Below are 16,453 nucleotides of genomic sequence, written 5' to 3' on the forward strand. Positions count from 1 at the left end.
GGGACATCGCCTGGCTGTCACCGTGCGCCCACGAGGAAACTCGCGTGTTCGCCCGAGTGGCACCGCTAAATGATCACTAACAGTGACCTTCGCCCATCGGTAGGCAGGCGGCAGCAGCCATCGACAACTCGACCTCGTTACGGTACGCGCGGCTACGCCATCCGGTCAAACCGAGCCGACGTGGCCCCACACTGTGCACAGGCTGTGGACAACGACTTGAACCGTACCCGCTGGCCTGACTACCGTTGTCCGACCCCTGATTTTTTGTCCCGACCGTCCCAAAGAACCACACATTCGTGGGACCCCTGTGAGAGAGCGTGCTCTGTGGCTGACGTACCTGCCGATCTTGCCGCAGTGTGGCCAAAGGTGCTCGAGAAGCTCCTCGGGGAGGGACAGCCGGGGATCGAACCCAAGGACAAGCAGTGGGTCGAGCGGTGTCAGCCCCTGGCACTCGTCGCCGACACCGCACTGCTCGCCGTCCCCAATGAATGGGGCAAGCGCGTCCTCGAGGGCCGGCTCGCCCCACTGATCAGCGACGCGCTGAGCCGTGAGTGCGGCCGCCCCATCCGGATCGCCATCACCGTGGACGACTCCGCCGGCGAGCCCGCGCCCCCGGCCCCCGCGCAGCAGCAGGGCGGGTACGAGCCGTACGGCGGCCAGCGCTCCGGCGGCGGCCCCGGCGACGACCAGCTCCCCACGGCCCGCCCTGCCTACCCGGACTACCAGCAGCAGCGCCCCGAGCCCGGCGCCTGGCCCCGCGGCGGCCAGCAGGACGACTACGGCTGGCAGCAGCCGCGCCTCGGCGGCTTCCCCGAGCGCGACCCGTACGCCTCCCCGCAGCCGGGCTACCTCCAGCAGTCCGAGCCCTCCGGCTACGACCAGGGCTCCTACGAGCAGCAGAAGTACGAGCAGTCCCCGTACGAGTCCCAGCAGCAGCACCAGGGGCAGCACCAGGGCCATCAGTACGAGCAACAGAAGTACGAGCCCCAGCAGTACGAGCAGCCGGCGCCGCGCCAGGCGCCCGGCCGGCCCGCGGCGCCCCCGTCCCCCTCCGGCGGCTCCACGTCGGGCCCGCTGGAGCCGACCGCCCGGCTGAACCCCAAGTACCTCTTCGACACCTTCGTCATCGGCGCCTCCAACCGCTTCGCGCACGCCGCCGCGGTGGCCGTCGCCGAGGCGCCCGCGAAGGCCTACAACCCCCTCTTCGTCTACGGGGAGTCGGGCCTGGGCAAGACGCACCTGCTGCACGCCATCGGGCACTACGCGCGGAGCCTCTACCCCGGCACCCGGGTGCGGTATGTGAGCTCCGAGGAGTTCACCAACGAGTTCATCAACTCCATCCGCGACGGCAAGGGCGACGCGTTCCGCAAGCGCTACCGCGAGATGGACATCCTGCTCGTCGACGACATCCAGTTCCTCGCGAGCAAGGAGTCGACGCAGGAGGAGTTCTTCCACACCTTCAATACGCTCCACAACGCGAACAAGCAGATCGTCCTCTCCTCCGACCGGCCGCCCAAGCAGCTGGTCACCCTGGAGGACCGGCTCCGCAACCGCTTCGAGTGGGGCCTGATCACCGACGTCCAGCCGCCCGAGCTGGAGACGCGCATCGCGATCCTTCGCAAGAAGGCGGTCCAGGAGCAGCTCAACGCCCCGCCGGAGGTACTGGAGTTCATCGCCTCCCGCATCTCGCGCAACATCCGCGAGCTGGAGGGGGCGCTGATCCGGGTCACGGCCTTCGCGAGCCTCAACCGGCAGCCGGTGGACCTGGGTCTGACCGAGGACGTCCTGAAGAACCTGATCCCGGGCGGCGAGGACAGCGCGCCCGAGATCACCGCCTCGGACATCATGGCGGCCACCGCCGACTACTTCGGGCTGACCGTGGACGACCTGTGCGGCTCCTCGCGCAGCCGGGTCCTGGTCACTGCCCGCCAGATCGCCATGTACCTGTGCCGGGAGCTCACGGACCTGTCCCTGCCCAAGATCGGGGCGCAGTTCGGCGGACGTGACCACACGACCGTCATGCACGCGGACCGCAAGATCCGCGCTCTGATGGCCGAGCGCCGCTCCATCTACAACCAGGTCACCGAGCTCACCAACCGCATCAAGAACGCCTGAGCGCGGCGCCCCACCACCCGGTCCGGGGCCGCCTCAGGGCCCCTTCAAACGCTTTCAGAGGGCGCTCCCGGTCCACAACGGGGGCGCCCTTCTTCGTTCGCGCGCCCCTGACCTGTTCGAATACGCCCCCGGTGGAGCAACTCATCCACAGATTGGGAGACTTTCTTCCGTCCACACCCTGGGGACGGGTCGCGTCGCCCACAATCTGTCCACAGGCATGCGGGGTGAGTCTCCATCAGGGCAGGTCAGGACCCTGTGGAATTGTGCACAAACGTCATCCACAAGCTGTGGACAACTATTTCGTCCACAGCGCTGTCCACGGCGTTGTCCACCGTCGGCCCACAGGTTTCCACCTCCTGTGCACAGGATCCGCTGTCTTCTCCACACCCTTGTCCACTGTTCGGCAACACACCACCCCCTCTCACCGTCCGGAGTGAAAGCGGTCACACGGATGTAGACGTTTGGGTTGTGGAGTACCGGGGGAAAGCTGGGGACGCACCTGTGGACTAATCGGGGTCACCTGGGGACAGCCTGTGCAGAACTTTTCGTTCTCCACAGGGACACGGGGTTGTCCACCGGTGTCACCCACAGGGTCGGTGGATAAAAAACCGGGGTTGACCTGCGAGAACGGGCTTATCCACCGTTTCCACAGGCCCTACTACTACCCCCATAGAGAGTTAGGCCGGTTTCGGTTTTCAAGCGGGTCCTGTGCACAACTCGTCGAGAGCCCGCCCCGACGCCTCGCTCCCGACTTGACCGCCAGCCGCACCGAGTGTCGGCGCCGTACGTCAGACTGGTCCCCGGCATCGGTCGAGGCATCGACGAGCCGACGACGAAGGCCGGCAGACGAGCGAGCAACAGCAGGAGGCGGTTCCGGTGAAGATCCGGGTGGAGCGCGACGTACTGGCGGAGGCGGTGGCTTGGGCCGCCCGTAGCCTCCCGGCCCGGCCGCCGGTGCCCGTTCTCGCGGGACTGCTGCTGAAGGCCGAGGAGGGCACGCTGAGCCTCTCCGGCTTCGACTACGAGGTCTCGGCCCGGGTCTCCGTCGAGGCGGACGTCGAGGAGGACGGCACCGTCCTGGTCTCCGGCCGGCTGCTCGCCGACATCTGCCGCGCCCTCCCCAACCGCCCGGTGGAGATTTCCACAGACGGTGTACGGGCGACCGTGGTCTGCGGCTCCTCGCGATTCACACTCCACACCCTGCCTGTGGAGGAGTACCCGGCACTGCCGCAGATGCCGACCGCCACCGGCACCGTGGCCGGCGAGGTCTTCGCCTCCGCCGCCAAGCAGGTGGCCACCGCCGCCGGCCGCGACGACACGCTGCCCGTGCTGACCGGTGTCCGCATCGAGATCGAGGGCGACCGCGTCACCCTGGCCTCCACCGACCGCTACCGCTTCGCGGTCCGCGAGTTCCTGTGGAAGCCGGAGAACCCGGACGCGTCGGCCGTGGCCCTGGTGCCCGCCAAGACGCTCCAGGAGATCGCCAACTCGCTGACCAGCGGTGACACCGTGACCCTGGCGCTGTCCGGCTCCGGTGCGGGCGAGGGCCTGATCGGTTTCGAGGGCGCCGGCCGCCGCACCACCACCCGGCTGCTCGAGGGCGACCTGCCCAAGTACCGGACGCTCTTCCCGACGGAGTTCAACTCGATCGCCGTGATCGAGACCGCGCCCTTCGTCGAGGCCGTCAAGCGCGTGGCCCTGGTGGCCGAGCGCAACACCCCGGTCCGCCTCAGCTTCGAGCAGGGCGTGCTGATCCTGGAGGCAGGCTCCTCCGACGACGCACAGGCTGTGGAAAGGGTCGACGCCCAGCTCGACGGCGACGACATCTCGATCGCCTTCAACCCGACCTTCCTGCTGGACGGCCTGAGCGCGATCGCCTCCCCGGTGGCCCAGCTCAGCTTCACCACGTCCACCAAGCCCGCGCTGCTCAGCGGCCGTCCGGCGCTCGACGCTGAAGCCGACGAGACGTACAAGTACCTGATCATGCCGGTGCGCCTCTCCGGTTGATTCTTCCCAGGTCAGGCCCGGTTTCGCGGTCAGCGAGGCCGGGCCTGAGCACGTTGCGGGAACACCTGAACGGCCGCGCGCGCCCCATGAAGCCGGGTGGCGCGCCCCGGCGTAGGCTCGGGGCCCGGGGGTGTCCCCGGGATCCACGGGCACCCCGGCAAAGACGGCCACAACGCTTAAGGAACCACCTGATGGAGCTTGGTCTCGTCGGTCTCGGCAAGATGGGCGGCAACATGCGCGAGCGCATCCGCCGCGCAGGCCACACCGTCATCGGATACGACCGCAACCCGGACCTCGCGGATGTCCACAGCCTGCGGGAGCTTGTGGACAGCCTGCCGGCCCCCCGAGTCGTGTGGGTGATGGTCCCGGCCGGTGCCGCGACGCAGTCCACCGTCGACGAGCTCGCCGAACTGCTCTCGATCGGCGACATCGTCGTCGACGGCGGCAACTCGCGCTGGACCGACGACGAGAAGCACGCCGAGGAGCTGGCGGCCAAGGGCATCGGCTTCGTCGACTGCGGTGTCTCCGGCGGCGTGTGGGGCCTGGAGAACGGCTACGCACTGATGTACGGCGGCGAGAAGGACCACGTCGCCCGGGTCCAGCCGATCTTCGACGCCCTCAAGCCCGAGGGCGAGTTCGGCGCCGTGCACGCCGGCAAGGTCGGCGCGGGCCACTTCGCGAAGATGGTCCACAACGGCATCGAGTACGCCATGATGCAGGCCTACGCCGAGGGCTGGGAGCTCCTGGAGAAGGTGGACTCGGTCACCGACGTCCGCGAGGTCTTCCGCTCCTGGCAGGAGGGCACCGTCATCCGCTCCTGGCTGCTGGACCTGGCCGTGAACGCCCTCGACCAGGACGAGCACCTGGAGCAGCTGCGCGGCTTCGCACAGGACTCCGGCGAGGGACGCTGGACGGTGGAGGCGGCGATCGACAACGCCGTACCGCTGCCCGCGATCACCGCGTCGCTGTTCGCGCGCTTCGCCTCGCGGCAGGACGACTCCCCGCAGATGAAGATGATCGCCGCCCTGCGGAACCAGTTCGGCGGCCACGCGGTCGAGAAGGCCTAGCGGCTCAGAGCAGGCAGCAGCACAGCACCACAGCGAGCAGTTGGAAGCCGGGGGAGGTCGGCGCCGTATGCACGTTTCGCATCTCTCATTGGCCGACTTCCGCTCGTACGCCCGGGCCGAGGTTCCCCTCGACCCGGGCGTCACGGCTTTCGTGGGCCCCAACGGCCAGGGCAAGACCAACCTCGTCGAGGCGATCGGCTACCTCGCGACCCTCGGCAGTCACCGGGTCTCCTCGGACGCCCCGCTGGTGCGGATGGGCGCGGACCGGGCGATCATCCGGGCGGCCGTCACCCAGGGCGAGCGCCAGCAGCTGGTGGAGCTGGAGCTCAATCCCGGGCGGGCGAACCGGGCCCGGATCAACCGGTCCTCGCAGGTCAGGCCGCGGGACGTGCTGGGGATCATACGGACGGTGCTGTTCGCGCCGGAGGACCTGGCCCTGGTCAAGGGCGACCCGGGCGAGCGGCGCCGGTTCCTGGACGAGCTGGTCACGGCGCGCTCCCCGCGGATGGCCGCCGTCCGCTCCGACTACGAGCGGGTGCTCAAGCAGCGCAACACCCTGCTGAAGTCCGCGGCGATGGCCCGCCGGCACGGCGGGCGCTCCCTGGACCTGTCCACCCTCGACGTGTGGGACCAGCACCTCGCCCGCGCGGGCGCGGAGCTGCTGGCACAGCGGCTGGATCTGATCGCGACGATGCTGCCGCTGGCGGACAAGGCGTACGAGCAGCTCGCGCCCGGCGGCGGCCCGCTGGGTCTGGCGTACAAGTCCTCGGCAGGCGAGCCGGTGGACAGCGGCGCGGCGCGCACCCGGGAGGACCTCTACGAGGTCCTGCTGGCCGCGCTGGCCGAGGTGCGCAAGCAGGAGATCGAACGCGGGGTGACCCTGGTGGGCCCGCACCGCGACGACGTGCTGCTGCGGCTGGGGGAGCTGCCCGCGAAGGGGTACGCGAGCCACGGCGAGTCGTGGTCGTACGCGCTGGCCCTGCGGCTGGCCTCGTACGAGCTGCTGCGCTCGGAGGGCAGCGAGCCGGTGCTGATCCTGGACGACGTGTTCGCGGAGCTGGACACCCGGCGCCGGGAGCGGCTGGCCGAGCTGGTGGCGCCGGGCGAGCAGGTGCTGGTGACGGCGGCGGTGGACGACGACGTCCCGGGGGTGCTGGCGGGTACGCGGTTCGGGGTGTCCGGCGGTGAGGTGACCCGGCTGTGAACGACAACGGCAAGGACCCGCAGGAGGGTCGCAGGACCCCGGAGGCCTCCGGGGTGGACCTCGCGCGCCAGGCCCTCGCGGCCGCGCGCGAGCAGGCCCGGGCCCGGGGCAACGCGGCCGGCGGGAAGCGGCGCCAGCAGCCGGGCCTGCGCTCGGGAGCCCGCGCGGACGGCCGGGACCCGATGCCGCTGATGGCGGCGCTGGACCGGCTGCGCACCGAACGCGGCTGGGAGATGCCGATGGCGGTGGCGGGCGTGATGGAGCGCTGGCCGGAGATCGTCGGCCCGGAGATCGCGGCCCACTGTGAACCGGAGCGGTACGAGGACCGTGAACTGGTCGTGCGGTGCGATTCCTCGGCGTGGGCGGCCCAGCTGAAGCTGCTGGCTCCGCAGCTGGTCGCGCGGCTGAACACGGATCTGGGGCAGGGCACGGTCCGGATGATCAAGGTGCAGGGGCCCGGCGGGCGGCCCAAGGGGTACGGGCCGTGGCGGGCGCCGGGCAGCAAGGGTCCGGGCGACACCTACGGCTGAGACCGCGGCCCTGCGGGGCCTGAGCCCGGCTGCGCCGGGATCCCGGGGCGCCGACCCGGACCCTGCGCCTCACACGCCGGCGGGGCCGGGCAAGGCCGCCCTCGGGGCTGGAGCGATGCCGCCGACGGTGCCCTCGGGCGGTGGTTCGTGGTGGTGTCCCTCACGGTAGTCGGAGGTTGACAGCCCGAGGGGCTGGATGCCCGCGTGAGCCTCTTTGAGCCCCTTCCTGAATGTGGGGAGTCGGAGAGAGGAGGTTCAGGGCGGCACATGCGGACTCAGGTACCGGCAAACCCCCATTCATGTCAGTGGTACCGGTAGACTGAACGAGAATCCCGCCCGTTCGCGGGATCACGCAGACAACGCAGATCGACGCGGCCGCTCCCGCCGGTGCATTGCTGGTCCGGGGTACGGGCTGCGCTGTGCCAGAGAGGGCGCTTCGTGGCCGATTCCGGCGACTCCAACGAGAAGAATTACGACGCCAGTGCGATCCAGGTCCTCGAGGGCCTGGACGCGGTCCGCAAGCGGCCGGGAATGTACATCGGCTCGACGGGTGAGCGTGGTCTGCACCACCTCGTCTACGAGGTCGTCGACAACTCGGTCGACGAGGCGCTGGCAGGGCACGCGGACACCATTGACGTGACGATCCTCGCCGACGGCGGGGTGCGCGTGGTCGACAACGGCCGCGGCATCCCCGTCGGCATCGTGCCGTCCGAGGGCAAGCCCGCCCTCGAGGTCGTCCTCACGGTCCTGCACGCGGGCGGCAAGTTCGGCGGTGGCGGCTACGCCGTCTCCGGCGGTCTGCACGGTGTCGGCGTGTCCGTCGTGAACGCCCTGTCGACGAGGGTCGCGGTCGAGGTCAGGACGGACGGCCACCGCTGGACCCAGGACTACAAGCTGGGCGTCCCGACGGCCCCGCTGGCCAAGAACGAGGAGACCGCCGAGACCGGCACCTCCGTCACCTTCTGGGCCGACGGCGACATCTTCGAGACGACCGAGTACTCCTTCGAGACGCTGTCGCGGCGCTTCCAGGAGATGGCCTTCCTCAACAAGGGCCTCACCCTGACGCTGACCGACGAGCGCGATTCGGCGAAGGCGACCGTCGGCGCGGACGACCCGGACGCGGACACGGCGGAGCCCACGGCGCGCACGGTGAAGTACTACTACGAGGGCGGCATCGTCGACTTCGTGAAGTACCTCAACTCGCGCAAGGGTGAGCTCATCCACCCGACCGTCATCGACGTCGAGGCCGAGGACAAGGAGCGCATGCTCTCGGTCGAGATCGCGATGCAGTGGAACTCGCAGTACACGGAGGGGGTCTACTCCTTCGCGAACACGATCCACACGCACGAGGGCGGTACGCACGAGGAGGGCTTCCGTGCGGCCCTGACGGGTCTGGTGAACCGTTACGCGCGCGACAAGAAGCTGCTGCGCGAGAAGGACGACAACCTCGCCGGCGAGGACATCCGCGAGGGTCTGACCGCGATCATCTCGGTCAAGCTGGGCGAGCCCCAGTTCGAGGGCCAGACGAAGACCAAGCTGGGCAACACGGAGGCCAAGACCTTCGTGCAGAAGGTCGTCCACGAGCACCTCAACGACTGGTTCGACCGCAACCCGGTCGAGGCCGCGGACATCATCCGCAAGTCGATCCAGGCGGCCACGGCGCGCGTCGCGGCCCGCAAGGCCCGTGACCTCACCCGTCGCAAGGGTCTGCTGGAGAGCGCCTCGCTGCCGGGCAAGCTGTCCGACTGCCAGTCGAACGACCCGACCAAGTGCGAGATCTTCATCGTCGAGGGCGACTCGGCCGGTGGCTCCGCGAAGTCCGGCCGCAACCCGATGTACCAGGCCATCCTGCCGATCCGCGGCAAGATCCTGAACGTCGAGAAGGCCCGTATCGACAAGATCCTCCAGAACACCGAGGTCCAGGCGCTGATCAGTGCCTTCGGTACCGGTGTGCACGAGGACTTCGACATCGAGAAGCTCCGCTATCACAAGATCATCCTGATGGCGGACGCCGACGTCGACGGCCAGCACATCAACACCCTGCTGCTGACCTTCCTCTTCCGCTTCATGCGCCCGCTGGTCGAGGCCGGTCACGTGTACCTGTCGCGCCCGCCGCTCTACAAGATCAAGTGGGGCCGGGACGACTTCGAGTACGCGTACTCGGACCGCGAGCGCGACGCGCTGGTGGAGCTCGGCAAGCAGAACGGCAAGCGCATCAAGGAAGACTCGATCCAGCGCTTCAAGGGTCTGGGCGAGATGAACGCCGAGGAACTGCGCGTCACCACCATGGACGTGGACCACCGGGTCCTCGGCCAGGTCACGCTGGACGACGCGGCGCAGGCCGACGACCTGTTCTCGGTGCTGATGGGTGAGGACGTCGAGGCGCGGCGCTCCTTCATCCAGCGCAACGCCAAGGACGTCCGCTTCCTCGACATCTGAGTCGGCTCCGCTGACCGCCGCCTGAAAGGACTTCTGACCAGCAATGGCCGACGAAACCACCCCCACCGCAGAGAACGCCGAGAACGCTGCGGAGGAGCAGCCCGTGATGCGCATCGAGCCCGTCGGGCTCGAGACGGAGATGCAGCGCTCCTACCTCGACTACGCGATGTCCGTCATCGTCTCGCGCGCCCTGCCGGACGTGCGCGACGGCCTCAAGCCGGTGCACCGCCGCGTGCTGTACGCGATGTACGACGGCGGCTACCGGCCCGAGAAGGGCTTCTACAAGTGCGCCCGCGTCGTCGGCGACGTCATGGGTACCTACCACCCGCACGGTGACAGCTCGATCTACGACGCCCTGGTCCGCCTGGCCCAGCCGTGGTCGATGCGCATGCCGCTGGTCGACAGCAACGGCAACTTCGGCTCCCCGGGCAACGACCCGGCGGCCGCGATGCGCTACACCGAGTGCAAGCTCATGCCGCAGGCCATGGAGATGCTCCGGGACATCGACGAGGAGACCGTCGACTTCCAGGACAACTACGACGGCCGCAACCAGGAGCCCACCGTGCTCCCGGCGCGCTTCCCGAACCTGCTGGTCAACGGCAGCGCCGGCATCGCGGTCGGCATGGCGACCAACATCCCGCCGCACAACCTCCGCGAGGTCGCGGCCGGTGCGCAGTGGGCGCTGGAGCACCCGGAGGCCACCCACGAGGAGCTCCAGGACGCGCTGATCGAGCGGATCAAGGGACCGGACTTCCCCTCCGGCGCCCTGGTCGTGGGCCGCAAGGGCATCGAGGAGGCGTACCGGACCGGTCGCGGCTCCATCACGATGCGCGCGGTGGTGGAGGTCGAGGAGATCCAGAACCGCCAGTGCCTGGTGGTCACGGAGCTCCCGTACCAGACCAACCCCGACAACCTCGCGCAGAAGATCGCGGACCTGGTGAAGGACGGCAAGGTCGGCGGCATCGCCGACGTCCGTGACGAGACCTCGTCGCGGACCGGCCAGCGGCTGGTGATCGTCCTGAAGCGGGACGCCGTCGCGAAGGTCGTGCTGAACAACCTCTACAAGCACACCGACCTGCAGACGAACTTCGGTGCGAACATGCTGGCGCTGGTGGACGGCGTGCCGCGCACGCTGTCGATCGACGCCTTCATCCGCCACTGGGTGACGCACCAGATCGAGGTCATCGTCCGGCGCACGAAGTTCCGCCTGCGCAAGGCGGAGGAGCGCGCCCACATCCTGCGCGGTCTGCTCAAGGCGCTGGACGCGATCGACGAGGTCATCGCGCTGATCCGGCGCAGCAACACGGTCGAGATCGCGCGCGAGGGCCTGATGGGCCTCCTGGAGATCGACGAGATCCAGGCGAACGCGATCCTGGAGATGCAGCTCCGCCGCCTCGCGGCCCTGGAGCGCCAGAAGATCGTCGCCGAGCACGACGAGCTCCAGGCCAAGATCAACGAGTACAACGCCATCCTGGCCTCGGAGTCGCGCCAGCGCTCCATCGTCAGCGAGGAACTGGCGGCGATCGTCGAGAAGTTCGGCGACGACCGGCGCTCGAAGCTGGTGCCCTTCGACGGTGACATGTCCATCGAGGACCTGATCGCCGAAGAGGACATCGTCGTCACGATCACGCACGGCGGCTACGTCAAGCGCACCAAGACCGAGGACTACCGCTCGCAGAAGCGCGGCGGCAAGGGCGTGCGCGGCACGAAGCTGAAGCAGGACGACCTGGTCGACCACTTCTTCGTCTCCACCACGCACCACTGGCTGCTGTTCTTCACGAACAAGGGCCGGGTCTACCGCTCCAAGGCGTACGAGCTGCCGGACGCCGGCCGCGACGCCCGCGGGCAGCACGTGGCGAACCTGCTGGCCTTCCAGCCGGACGAGAAGATCGCCCAGATCCTCGCGATCCGCGACTACGAGGCGGCGCCGTACCTGATCCTGGCCACCAAGGGCGGCCTGGTGAAGAAGACGGCGCTCAAGGACTACGACTCGCCCCGTTCCGGCGGTGTCATTGCGATCAACCTCCGGGAGACCGAGGACGGCGGCGACGACGAGCTGATCGGAGCGGAGCTGGTGTCCGCCGAGGACGACCTGCTGCTGATCAGCAAGAAGGCGCAGTCGATCCGCTTCACGGCGACCGACGACGCGCTGCGTCCGATGGGCCGCGCCACCTCGGGCGTGAAGGGCATGAGTTTCCGTGAAGGTGACGAACTGCTCTCCATGAGCGTGGTGAGGCCGGGTACGTTCGTCTTCACCGCGACCGACGGCGGCTACGCCAAGCGGACGCCGGTGGACGAGTACCGCGTCCAGGGCCGTGGCGGTCTGGGCATCAAGGCCGCCAAGATCGTGGAGGACCGCGGGTCGCTCGTGGGGGCGCTCGTGGTCGACGAGAGCGACGAGATTCTCGCCATCACGCTCGGCGGTGGTGTGATTCGTACGCGCGTCAACGAAGTCAGGGAGACCGGCCGTGACACCATGGGCGTCCAGCTGATCAACCTGGGCAAGCGTGATGCCGTGGTCGGCATCGCCCGCAACGCCGAGGCCGGTCAGGAAGCTGACGAGGTCGAGGCCGACGAGAACGAGACCGAGGTGGCCGACGTACAGGCCATCGAGGGAGCCGAGGGCACGCAGCCTTCGGCCGGGGAGCACGAGGAGTAAGTCGTGAGTGGAGCCACGGGCGCCGGACCGGCCAAGACTGGAGCGAACGGTGCCCGTGGCCCCGCCGCGGACTCCCAGGGGGGAACCGTGACGGACACCCGAGGACCGCAGCCGGCGGTCGACGCCGACGCCGGCCAGGACAAGCCCGCACAGCCGTACCACCCGCCGCAGGCCTACGCGGCGCCCTCGGGCCCGGGGACGCCGCGGGGCGGTACGGGGGCGGGCGCACAGCGCAAGCCGCGTACGGGGGTCCGTACGGCTCCCCGTACGCGCAAGGCCCGGCTGCGGGTGGCCAAGGCCGACCCGTGGTCGGTGATGAAGGTCAGCTTCCTGCTGTCGATCGCGCTGGGCATCTGCACCATCGTGGCGGCGGCGGTGCTGTGGATGGTCATGGACGCCATGGGCGTCTTCTCGACCGTCGGCGGCACCATCAGCGAGGCGACCGGGTCCAACGAGGGCAACGGCTTCGACCTGCAGGCGTTCATGTCGCTGCCGCGCGTTCTGATCTTCACATCGGTCATCGCGGTGATCGACGTGGTGCTGGCGACAGCACTGGCGACGCTGGGCGCGTTCATCTACAACCTGTCGGCGGGCTTCGTCGGCGGTGTGGAGCTCACCCTCGCCGAGGACGAGTAGGTCCTGCGGCGAAGCGCCCGTGACGGGTCGGATGACCTGCGCAGACGCCTCCCGGCAACGGATTTTGGCCTGACCGGGTCTGTGCGCTAATCTTCAGGAGTCAGCGCGCAGCGCGGATGGGGCTATAGCTCAGTTGGTTAGAGCGCATCCCTGATAAGGATGAGGCCACAGGTTCAAATCCTGTTAGCCCCACAGTGTCGAAGACCCCCAGGCCAAGGCCTGGGGGTCTTCGTCGTTGGGCCAGTTGGCGCACCGCCAGGTCACCGATCGGTATCGGTCGGTGTGTATTGTTGGGCGCCAGAAGTCCCCTACGTCAACGAAAGACGAGGTCGCGCGGTGAAGAAGCTGCTCCTGGTCGCACTGGCCGCCATCGGCGGGCTCCTCGTGTACCGCCAGATCCAGGCGGACCGCGCCGAGCAGGACCTGTGGACGGAGGCAACTGACTCCGTGCCCTCTGGTTCCGGTGTGTGAGACCCAAGGCTGATCCCATGAAGCCCCGGCTGCCGCTGCGGCCGGGGCTTTGTGCTGTTCTGTGACGAAAAATTCCGTTATGAAAAGATTTGGCTTGCGCTAGCAAACTCGGGGTGGGCGTGATGGTTCGGGTACGGACGACGGTGTGGGCGGCGGCCCTGGGGCTGGTGGTGGGCCTGTCCGGGTCCGCCGCGTACGCGGAGGGGGCCGCGCCCGCGCCCCTCCCGACGTACCGGGCCGCGGACGGCGCCAAGGCGATCGAGGGCACGCTCTCCACGGCGGACGCACCGGAGATCGAGGCCGGGAGCGTCTACCGGGACAGGATGGGCCCGGGGGAGCGCGTGTACCGGCTCGTCCTCGACAAGGACGAGTCCAACGTCTACGTCTCCGCCGTGGTCCGTCCCCCGGCGGGCGCGAAGGTCTCCGGCGGCGACGGCATCGAGGTCGAGATCATGACCACCGCCGGGTCCTCCTGCGAGGACAGTGCGGGACGGGCCAACTTCGGCTACGACGCCTACCCGATCAGCGCCGCCGGCGTCCGGTGGGGCAAGGAGGACGGGGAGTGCGCGCCCGCGGGCGTGTACTACGCCAAGGTGACGCGTACGTCGGCCAAGGACTACGACCAGAGCCCGTGGCCGCTGGAGATCAAGGTCCAGCGGGAACCCGGCCGCGGAGCCGGCGTCCCCACCACCGCCCCCAGCACCTGGCCCTCGGGACCGCCCGTCCTGCCGGGGACCGAGGCGGTGGCCCGCACCGGCGGCACCGGCTTCAACGACGCCCGCGCCCTGGACGCCGGCGTGTGGCGCGACGAGATGCGGCCCGGCCAGACCCGCTTCTACCGGGTCCCGCTGGACTGGGGGCAGCAGCTGGGGCTGAGCGCCGAACTGTCCGCCGCGAAGATGACCAGGACCTACGGCTCCGCCTCGGGCGGGCTCACCGTCTCGCTCTACAGCCCGTACCGCGGCCCGATCTCCGACAAGGACATCTCGTACGACGGCAAGCAGGCCGCGGTCACCCTGGGGAAGACGCCTCCCGTGGCCTACGAGAACCGCTTCGCCAGTGACCGGAGCGTGCAGCCCGTGTCCCTCGCGGGCTGGTACTACGTCGTGGTCACCATGGGCGCCAAGGTCGCCGACTTCACCGAGGACGCGGCGCCGGTGCCGCTGACGCTGCGCCTGACCGTCACCGGTACGCCGGCCAAGGCGCCCGCGTACAAGGGCAGTCCGGCCGCGGACGGCTTCGGGGTGGGCGAGGCGGACCGGGCCGCCGCGAAGGAGGGGCTGACCGCCCCCGAGGCGGCCGAGGCCGCCGAGCGGCACTCGACCATGCGGGTCGTGGCGGGCGCCGGCTTCGGCACCGGGACGGCCCTGCTGCTCGTCCTGGGCGGCTGGATGCTGCTCGGGCGGCGGGGGCGCGGCGCTACAGCTGCGTGAGGGCCCAGACGCCCACCGCGAAGCAGAGCAGCGCCGCGGCGAGGAGCGAGGCCACCGCCTTCGCCGGGGGCGGGGCGATCCCGCCGCCCGTGCGGACCGGCGGCGCCGCGGGGTCCGGGGCCGGGGACAGCGGTGCGGTCGGCACGGACGGCGGCGGCAGGTGGAAGCTGCCCGTCTCCGAGGGCCCGTACGAGGGCACCTGCGCCGGTCCGGCCGGATACGGGACCGTGGCGGCGGCCGGAGCCTGGGGCGCGGTCTGCGCCGTACCTCGCGGGTCGGTACCGGCGGGCCCTGCGGGCACCGTCACGGAGGCGGGCGTCTGCGCGGGCACCGGGGCGGCGACCGGCGTGCCCTGTGTGCCGGTCGGGCCCAGCGGGCCCTCGGGGCCGAAGCCTGCGGGCAGCGGGCCGAGTTGGTCGAACACCTCGACCGCATCCGCGTCCGGGGCGGGCGGCGGCAGCAGCTCCACGGCCTCGGCAAGGGCCTTGCGCGCCCCTGTGGCCGTCCGGAAGCGGCGCTCGGGATCCGGCTGCAGGAGACCCGCGAGGACGTCCCACAGCGGCGCGGGAACCCCTTCGGGGGCGCCCGGGGTGCCGTGCGCGACGAAGTGTTCCACCAGGGCCCGGGAATCGGGCTTGCGGCCCTGGAGGAGGTACAGGGCGACCAGCCCGACGGCGAAGAGGTCGGCGGGGAAGTCGGGCTCGGCGCCCAGCAGTTGTTCGGGGGCGAAATAGCCCGGCGTCCCGACCACGTAGTCGGTCTCGGTCAGCCGGGGCTCCCCCTTGCGCATGGAGATGCCGAAGTCGGACAGCCGCAGGTGCGGCCGCCCGGTTCCGGTGGCCTCCATCAGGATGTTGGCCGGTTTGATGTCGCGGTGCACCACGCCCTCCGCGTGCACCGCGGCGAGCCCCGACAGGAGCTGGTCGAGCAGGGTGCACACGAAACGGGGAGGCAGGGGACCGTAGTCCCCGATGACATGGCCGAGCGAGCCGCCGCCGACCAGATCCATGGTGAAGAGGACCTTGTCGTCGTCGGCCGCCCAGCTGGCGGGAGCCAGTACGTGCGGATGGTCGATCCGCAGCGCCTGCTCCCGTACGAACCGCAGGAGCGTGTGGGCGTCGCTCTGCAGGAGGACCTTCGCCGCCACGTAGCGTCGACGGCGGTGGTCCCAGGCCCGCCATACGGCACCTGCGCCACCGCGTCCGATCGGATCGATCAGCTCGTACCGACCGGCGAAGACCTCACCCATCGCTGTGCCCGTCCCCCGTCACCCGTTGTCCGCCCTCGTGCGTGTCAGTTCTGGTGGGCCTCGTAGTGGGCGACCGCATCGGCGGTGCGGCCCGCGCCGTACACCCGGAGGAACTCTGCCAGTTCCGGGTGGCTGGGGGCGAGGGTGTTCGCCGCGTCGATGATGTCGCCGGCCGCGGAGACCGAGCGCAGCAGCGACTGGATCTCGCGGACGACCCGCTTGACCGTGGGCGCGCCGGAGCCGGTGGTGGTCTGGCCGCTGTTGCTGAGGACGGATCCTCCCTGGGTCTTCTTGATCTCGTCCATCCGGTCGGTGGCCTCTCCCGCGCTGACGCTCCCGTCGGCGACCTGGCCGGCGAGATCCTGGAGGGCCTGGACGCGCTGGACCACGGCCGGGTTCCCGATCTTGGCGCGCTGGCCGCTCATCAGCTGGGACAGCATGGGCGCCGACAGTCCGAGGACGGCAGCGAGGCGGGCCTGGTTCAAGCCGAGGTCATCTATGAGCCGGCGGAAGAGCGCTCCCAGGGGCTCCCCGTACCAACTGCGCTGAAGCTCTCTGGCTCTGGCCGTGGCCTCTTGTTGTACTGCGTCCACTCTTACTACTCCCCTTCGCTGGTGCGAACCTCGCGAGCATCTTACGGAGA

Annotated in this window: 12 protein-coding genes and 1 tRNA gene; 11 read left to right on the top strand and 2 right to left on the bottom strand. The window is 69.7% G+C overall.

The genetic code is table 11. The annotated features are described in order from the left end of the window. Positions 1-69 precede the first annotated feature (69 nt). The 11 genes from dnaA (at position 70) to OG753_RS21955 (ending at position 14,561) form a co-directional block, all read left to right on the top strand. Positions 70-2,115, top strand: coding sequence for a chromosomal replication initiator protein DnaA (dnaA, locus tag OG753_RS21905; RefSeq protein ID WP_405789752.1), 2,046 nt, complete (start codon positions 70-72; stop codon positions 2,113-2,115). Positions 2,116-2,991: 876 nt separating this feature from the next. Continuing rightward, positions 2,992-4,122: a DNA polymerase III subunit beta gene (gene dnaN, locus OG753_RS21910; RefSeq protein ID WP_327263384.1), complete on the top strand. Its 1,131-nt coding sequence runs from the start codon at positions 2,992-2,994 to the stop codon at positions 4,120-4,122. A gap of 191 nt (positions 4,123-4,313) precedes the next feature. Continuing rightward, positions 4,314-5,189: a phosphogluconate dehydrogenase (NAD(+)-dependent, decarboxylating) gene (gene gnd, locus OG753_RS21915; protein ID WP_327263385.1), complete on the top strand. Its 876-nt coding sequence runs from the start codon at positions 4,314-4,316 to the stop codon at positions 5,187-5,189. Between the two features lie 67 nt (positions 5,190-5,256). Then, complete coding sequence (gene recF / locus OG753_RS21920) at positions 5,257-6,393, top strand: DNA replication/repair protein RecF (protein WP_405789755.1); 1,137 nt, start codon at positions 5,257-5,259, stop codon at positions 6,391-6,393. Continuing rightward, positions 6,390-6,923 carry a DUF721 domain-containing protein gene (locus OG753_RS21925; protein WP_405789757.1) on the top strand — a complete coding sequence of 178 codons (534 nt, stop codon included), beginning with the start codon at positions 6,390-6,392 and terminating at the stop codon, positions 6,921-6,923. The genes recF and OG753_RS21925 overlap by 4 nt, the downstream gene beginning before the upstream one ends. A 417-nt stretch (positions 6,924-7,340) precedes the next feature. Next, complete coding sequence (gyrB, locus tag OG753_RS21930) at positions 7,341-9,362, top strand: DNA topoisomerase (ATP-hydrolyzing) subunit B (protein WP_405792760.1); 2,022 nt, start codon at positions 7,341-7,343, stop codon at positions 9,360-9,362. A 43-nt stretch (positions 9,363-9,405) separates the two neighbouring features. After that, positions 9,406-12,021: a DNA gyrase subunit A gene (gene gyrA, locus OG753_RS21935; protein WP_327263388.1), complete on the top strand. Its 2,616-nt coding sequence runs from the start codon at positions 9,406-9,408 to the stop codon at positions 12,019-12,021. Positions 12,022-12,108: 87 nt separating this feature from the next. Continuing rightward, complete coding sequence (locus tag OG753_RS21940) at positions 12,109-12,657, top strand: DUF3566 domain-containing protein (protein WP_327263389.1); 549 nt, start codon at positions 12,109-12,111, stop codon at positions 12,655-12,657. A gap of 118 nt (positions 12,658-12,775) precedes the next feature. Next, positions 12,776-12,849, top strand: a tRNA-Ile gene (locus tag OG753_RS21945). A 144-nt stretch (positions 12,850-12,993) separates the two neighbouring features. Further along, on the top strand, positions 12,994-13,128 hold the full coding sequence (locus OG753_RS21950) for a DLW-39 family protein (protein ID WP_208809277.1): 135 nt from the start codon (positions 12,994-12,996) through the stop codon (positions 13,126-13,128). Between the two features lie 122 nt (positions 13,129-13,250). After that, complete coding sequence (locus OG753_RS21955; protein WP_405792762.1) at positions 13,251-14,561, top strand: hypothetical protein; 1,311 nt, start codon at positions 13,251-13,253, stop codon at positions 14,559-14,561. On the opposite strand, the gene OG753_RS21960 is transcribed toward OG753_RS21955, so the two are convergent. Together OG753_RS21960 and OG753_RS21965 are read right to left on the bottom strand one after the other, a co-directional pair. Next, entirely contained in the window at positions 14,548-15,810 is a 1,263-nt protein-coding gene (locus tag OG753_RS21960) for a protein kinase domain-containing protein (protein WP_405789760.1), read from the bottom strand. The two genes, OG753_RS21955 and OG753_RS21960, sit on opposite strands and share 14 nt — an antisense overlap. A 44-nt stretch (positions 15,811-15,854) precedes the next feature. Further along, on the bottom strand, positions 15,855-16,403 hold the full coding sequence (locus OG753_RS21965; RefSeq protein WP_030383913.1) for a transcriptional regulator: 549 nt from the start codon (positions 16,401-16,403) through the stop codon (positions 15,855-15,857). Positions 16,404-16,453: the final 50 nt, after the last annotated feature.

The organism is Streptomyces sp. NBC_00029 (genome assembly GCF_045160505.1).
Lineage (GTDB): Bacteria > Actinomycetota > Actinomycetes > Streptomycetales > Streptomycetaceae > Streptomyces.

Bases quoted from the DNA above. Each gene is read 5' to 3' on its own strand.
- OG753_RS21955 (WP_405792762.1), top strand. From the start codon at position 13,251: ATGGTTCGGGTACGGACGACGGTGTGGGCGGCGGCCCTGGGGCTGGTG.
- recF (WP_405789755.1), top strand. From the start codon at position 5,257: ATGCACGTTTCGCATCTCTCATTGGCCGACTTCCGCTCGTACGCCCGG.
- OG753_RS21960 (WP_405789760.1), bottom strand. From the start codon at position 15,810: ATGGGTGAGGTCTTCGCCGGTCGGTACGAGCTGATCGATCCGATCGGA.
- gyrA (WP_327263388.1), top strand. From the start codon at position 9,406: ATGGCCGACGAAACCACCCCCACCGCAGAGAACGCCGAGAACGCTGCG.
- gnd (WP_327263385.1), top strand. From the start codon at position 4,314: ATGGAGCTTGGTCTCGTCGGTCTCGGCAAGATGGGCGGCAACATGCGC.
- dnaA (WP_405789752.1), top strand. From the start codon at position 70: ATGATCACTAACAGTGACCTTCGCCCATCGGTAGGCAGGCGGCAGCAG.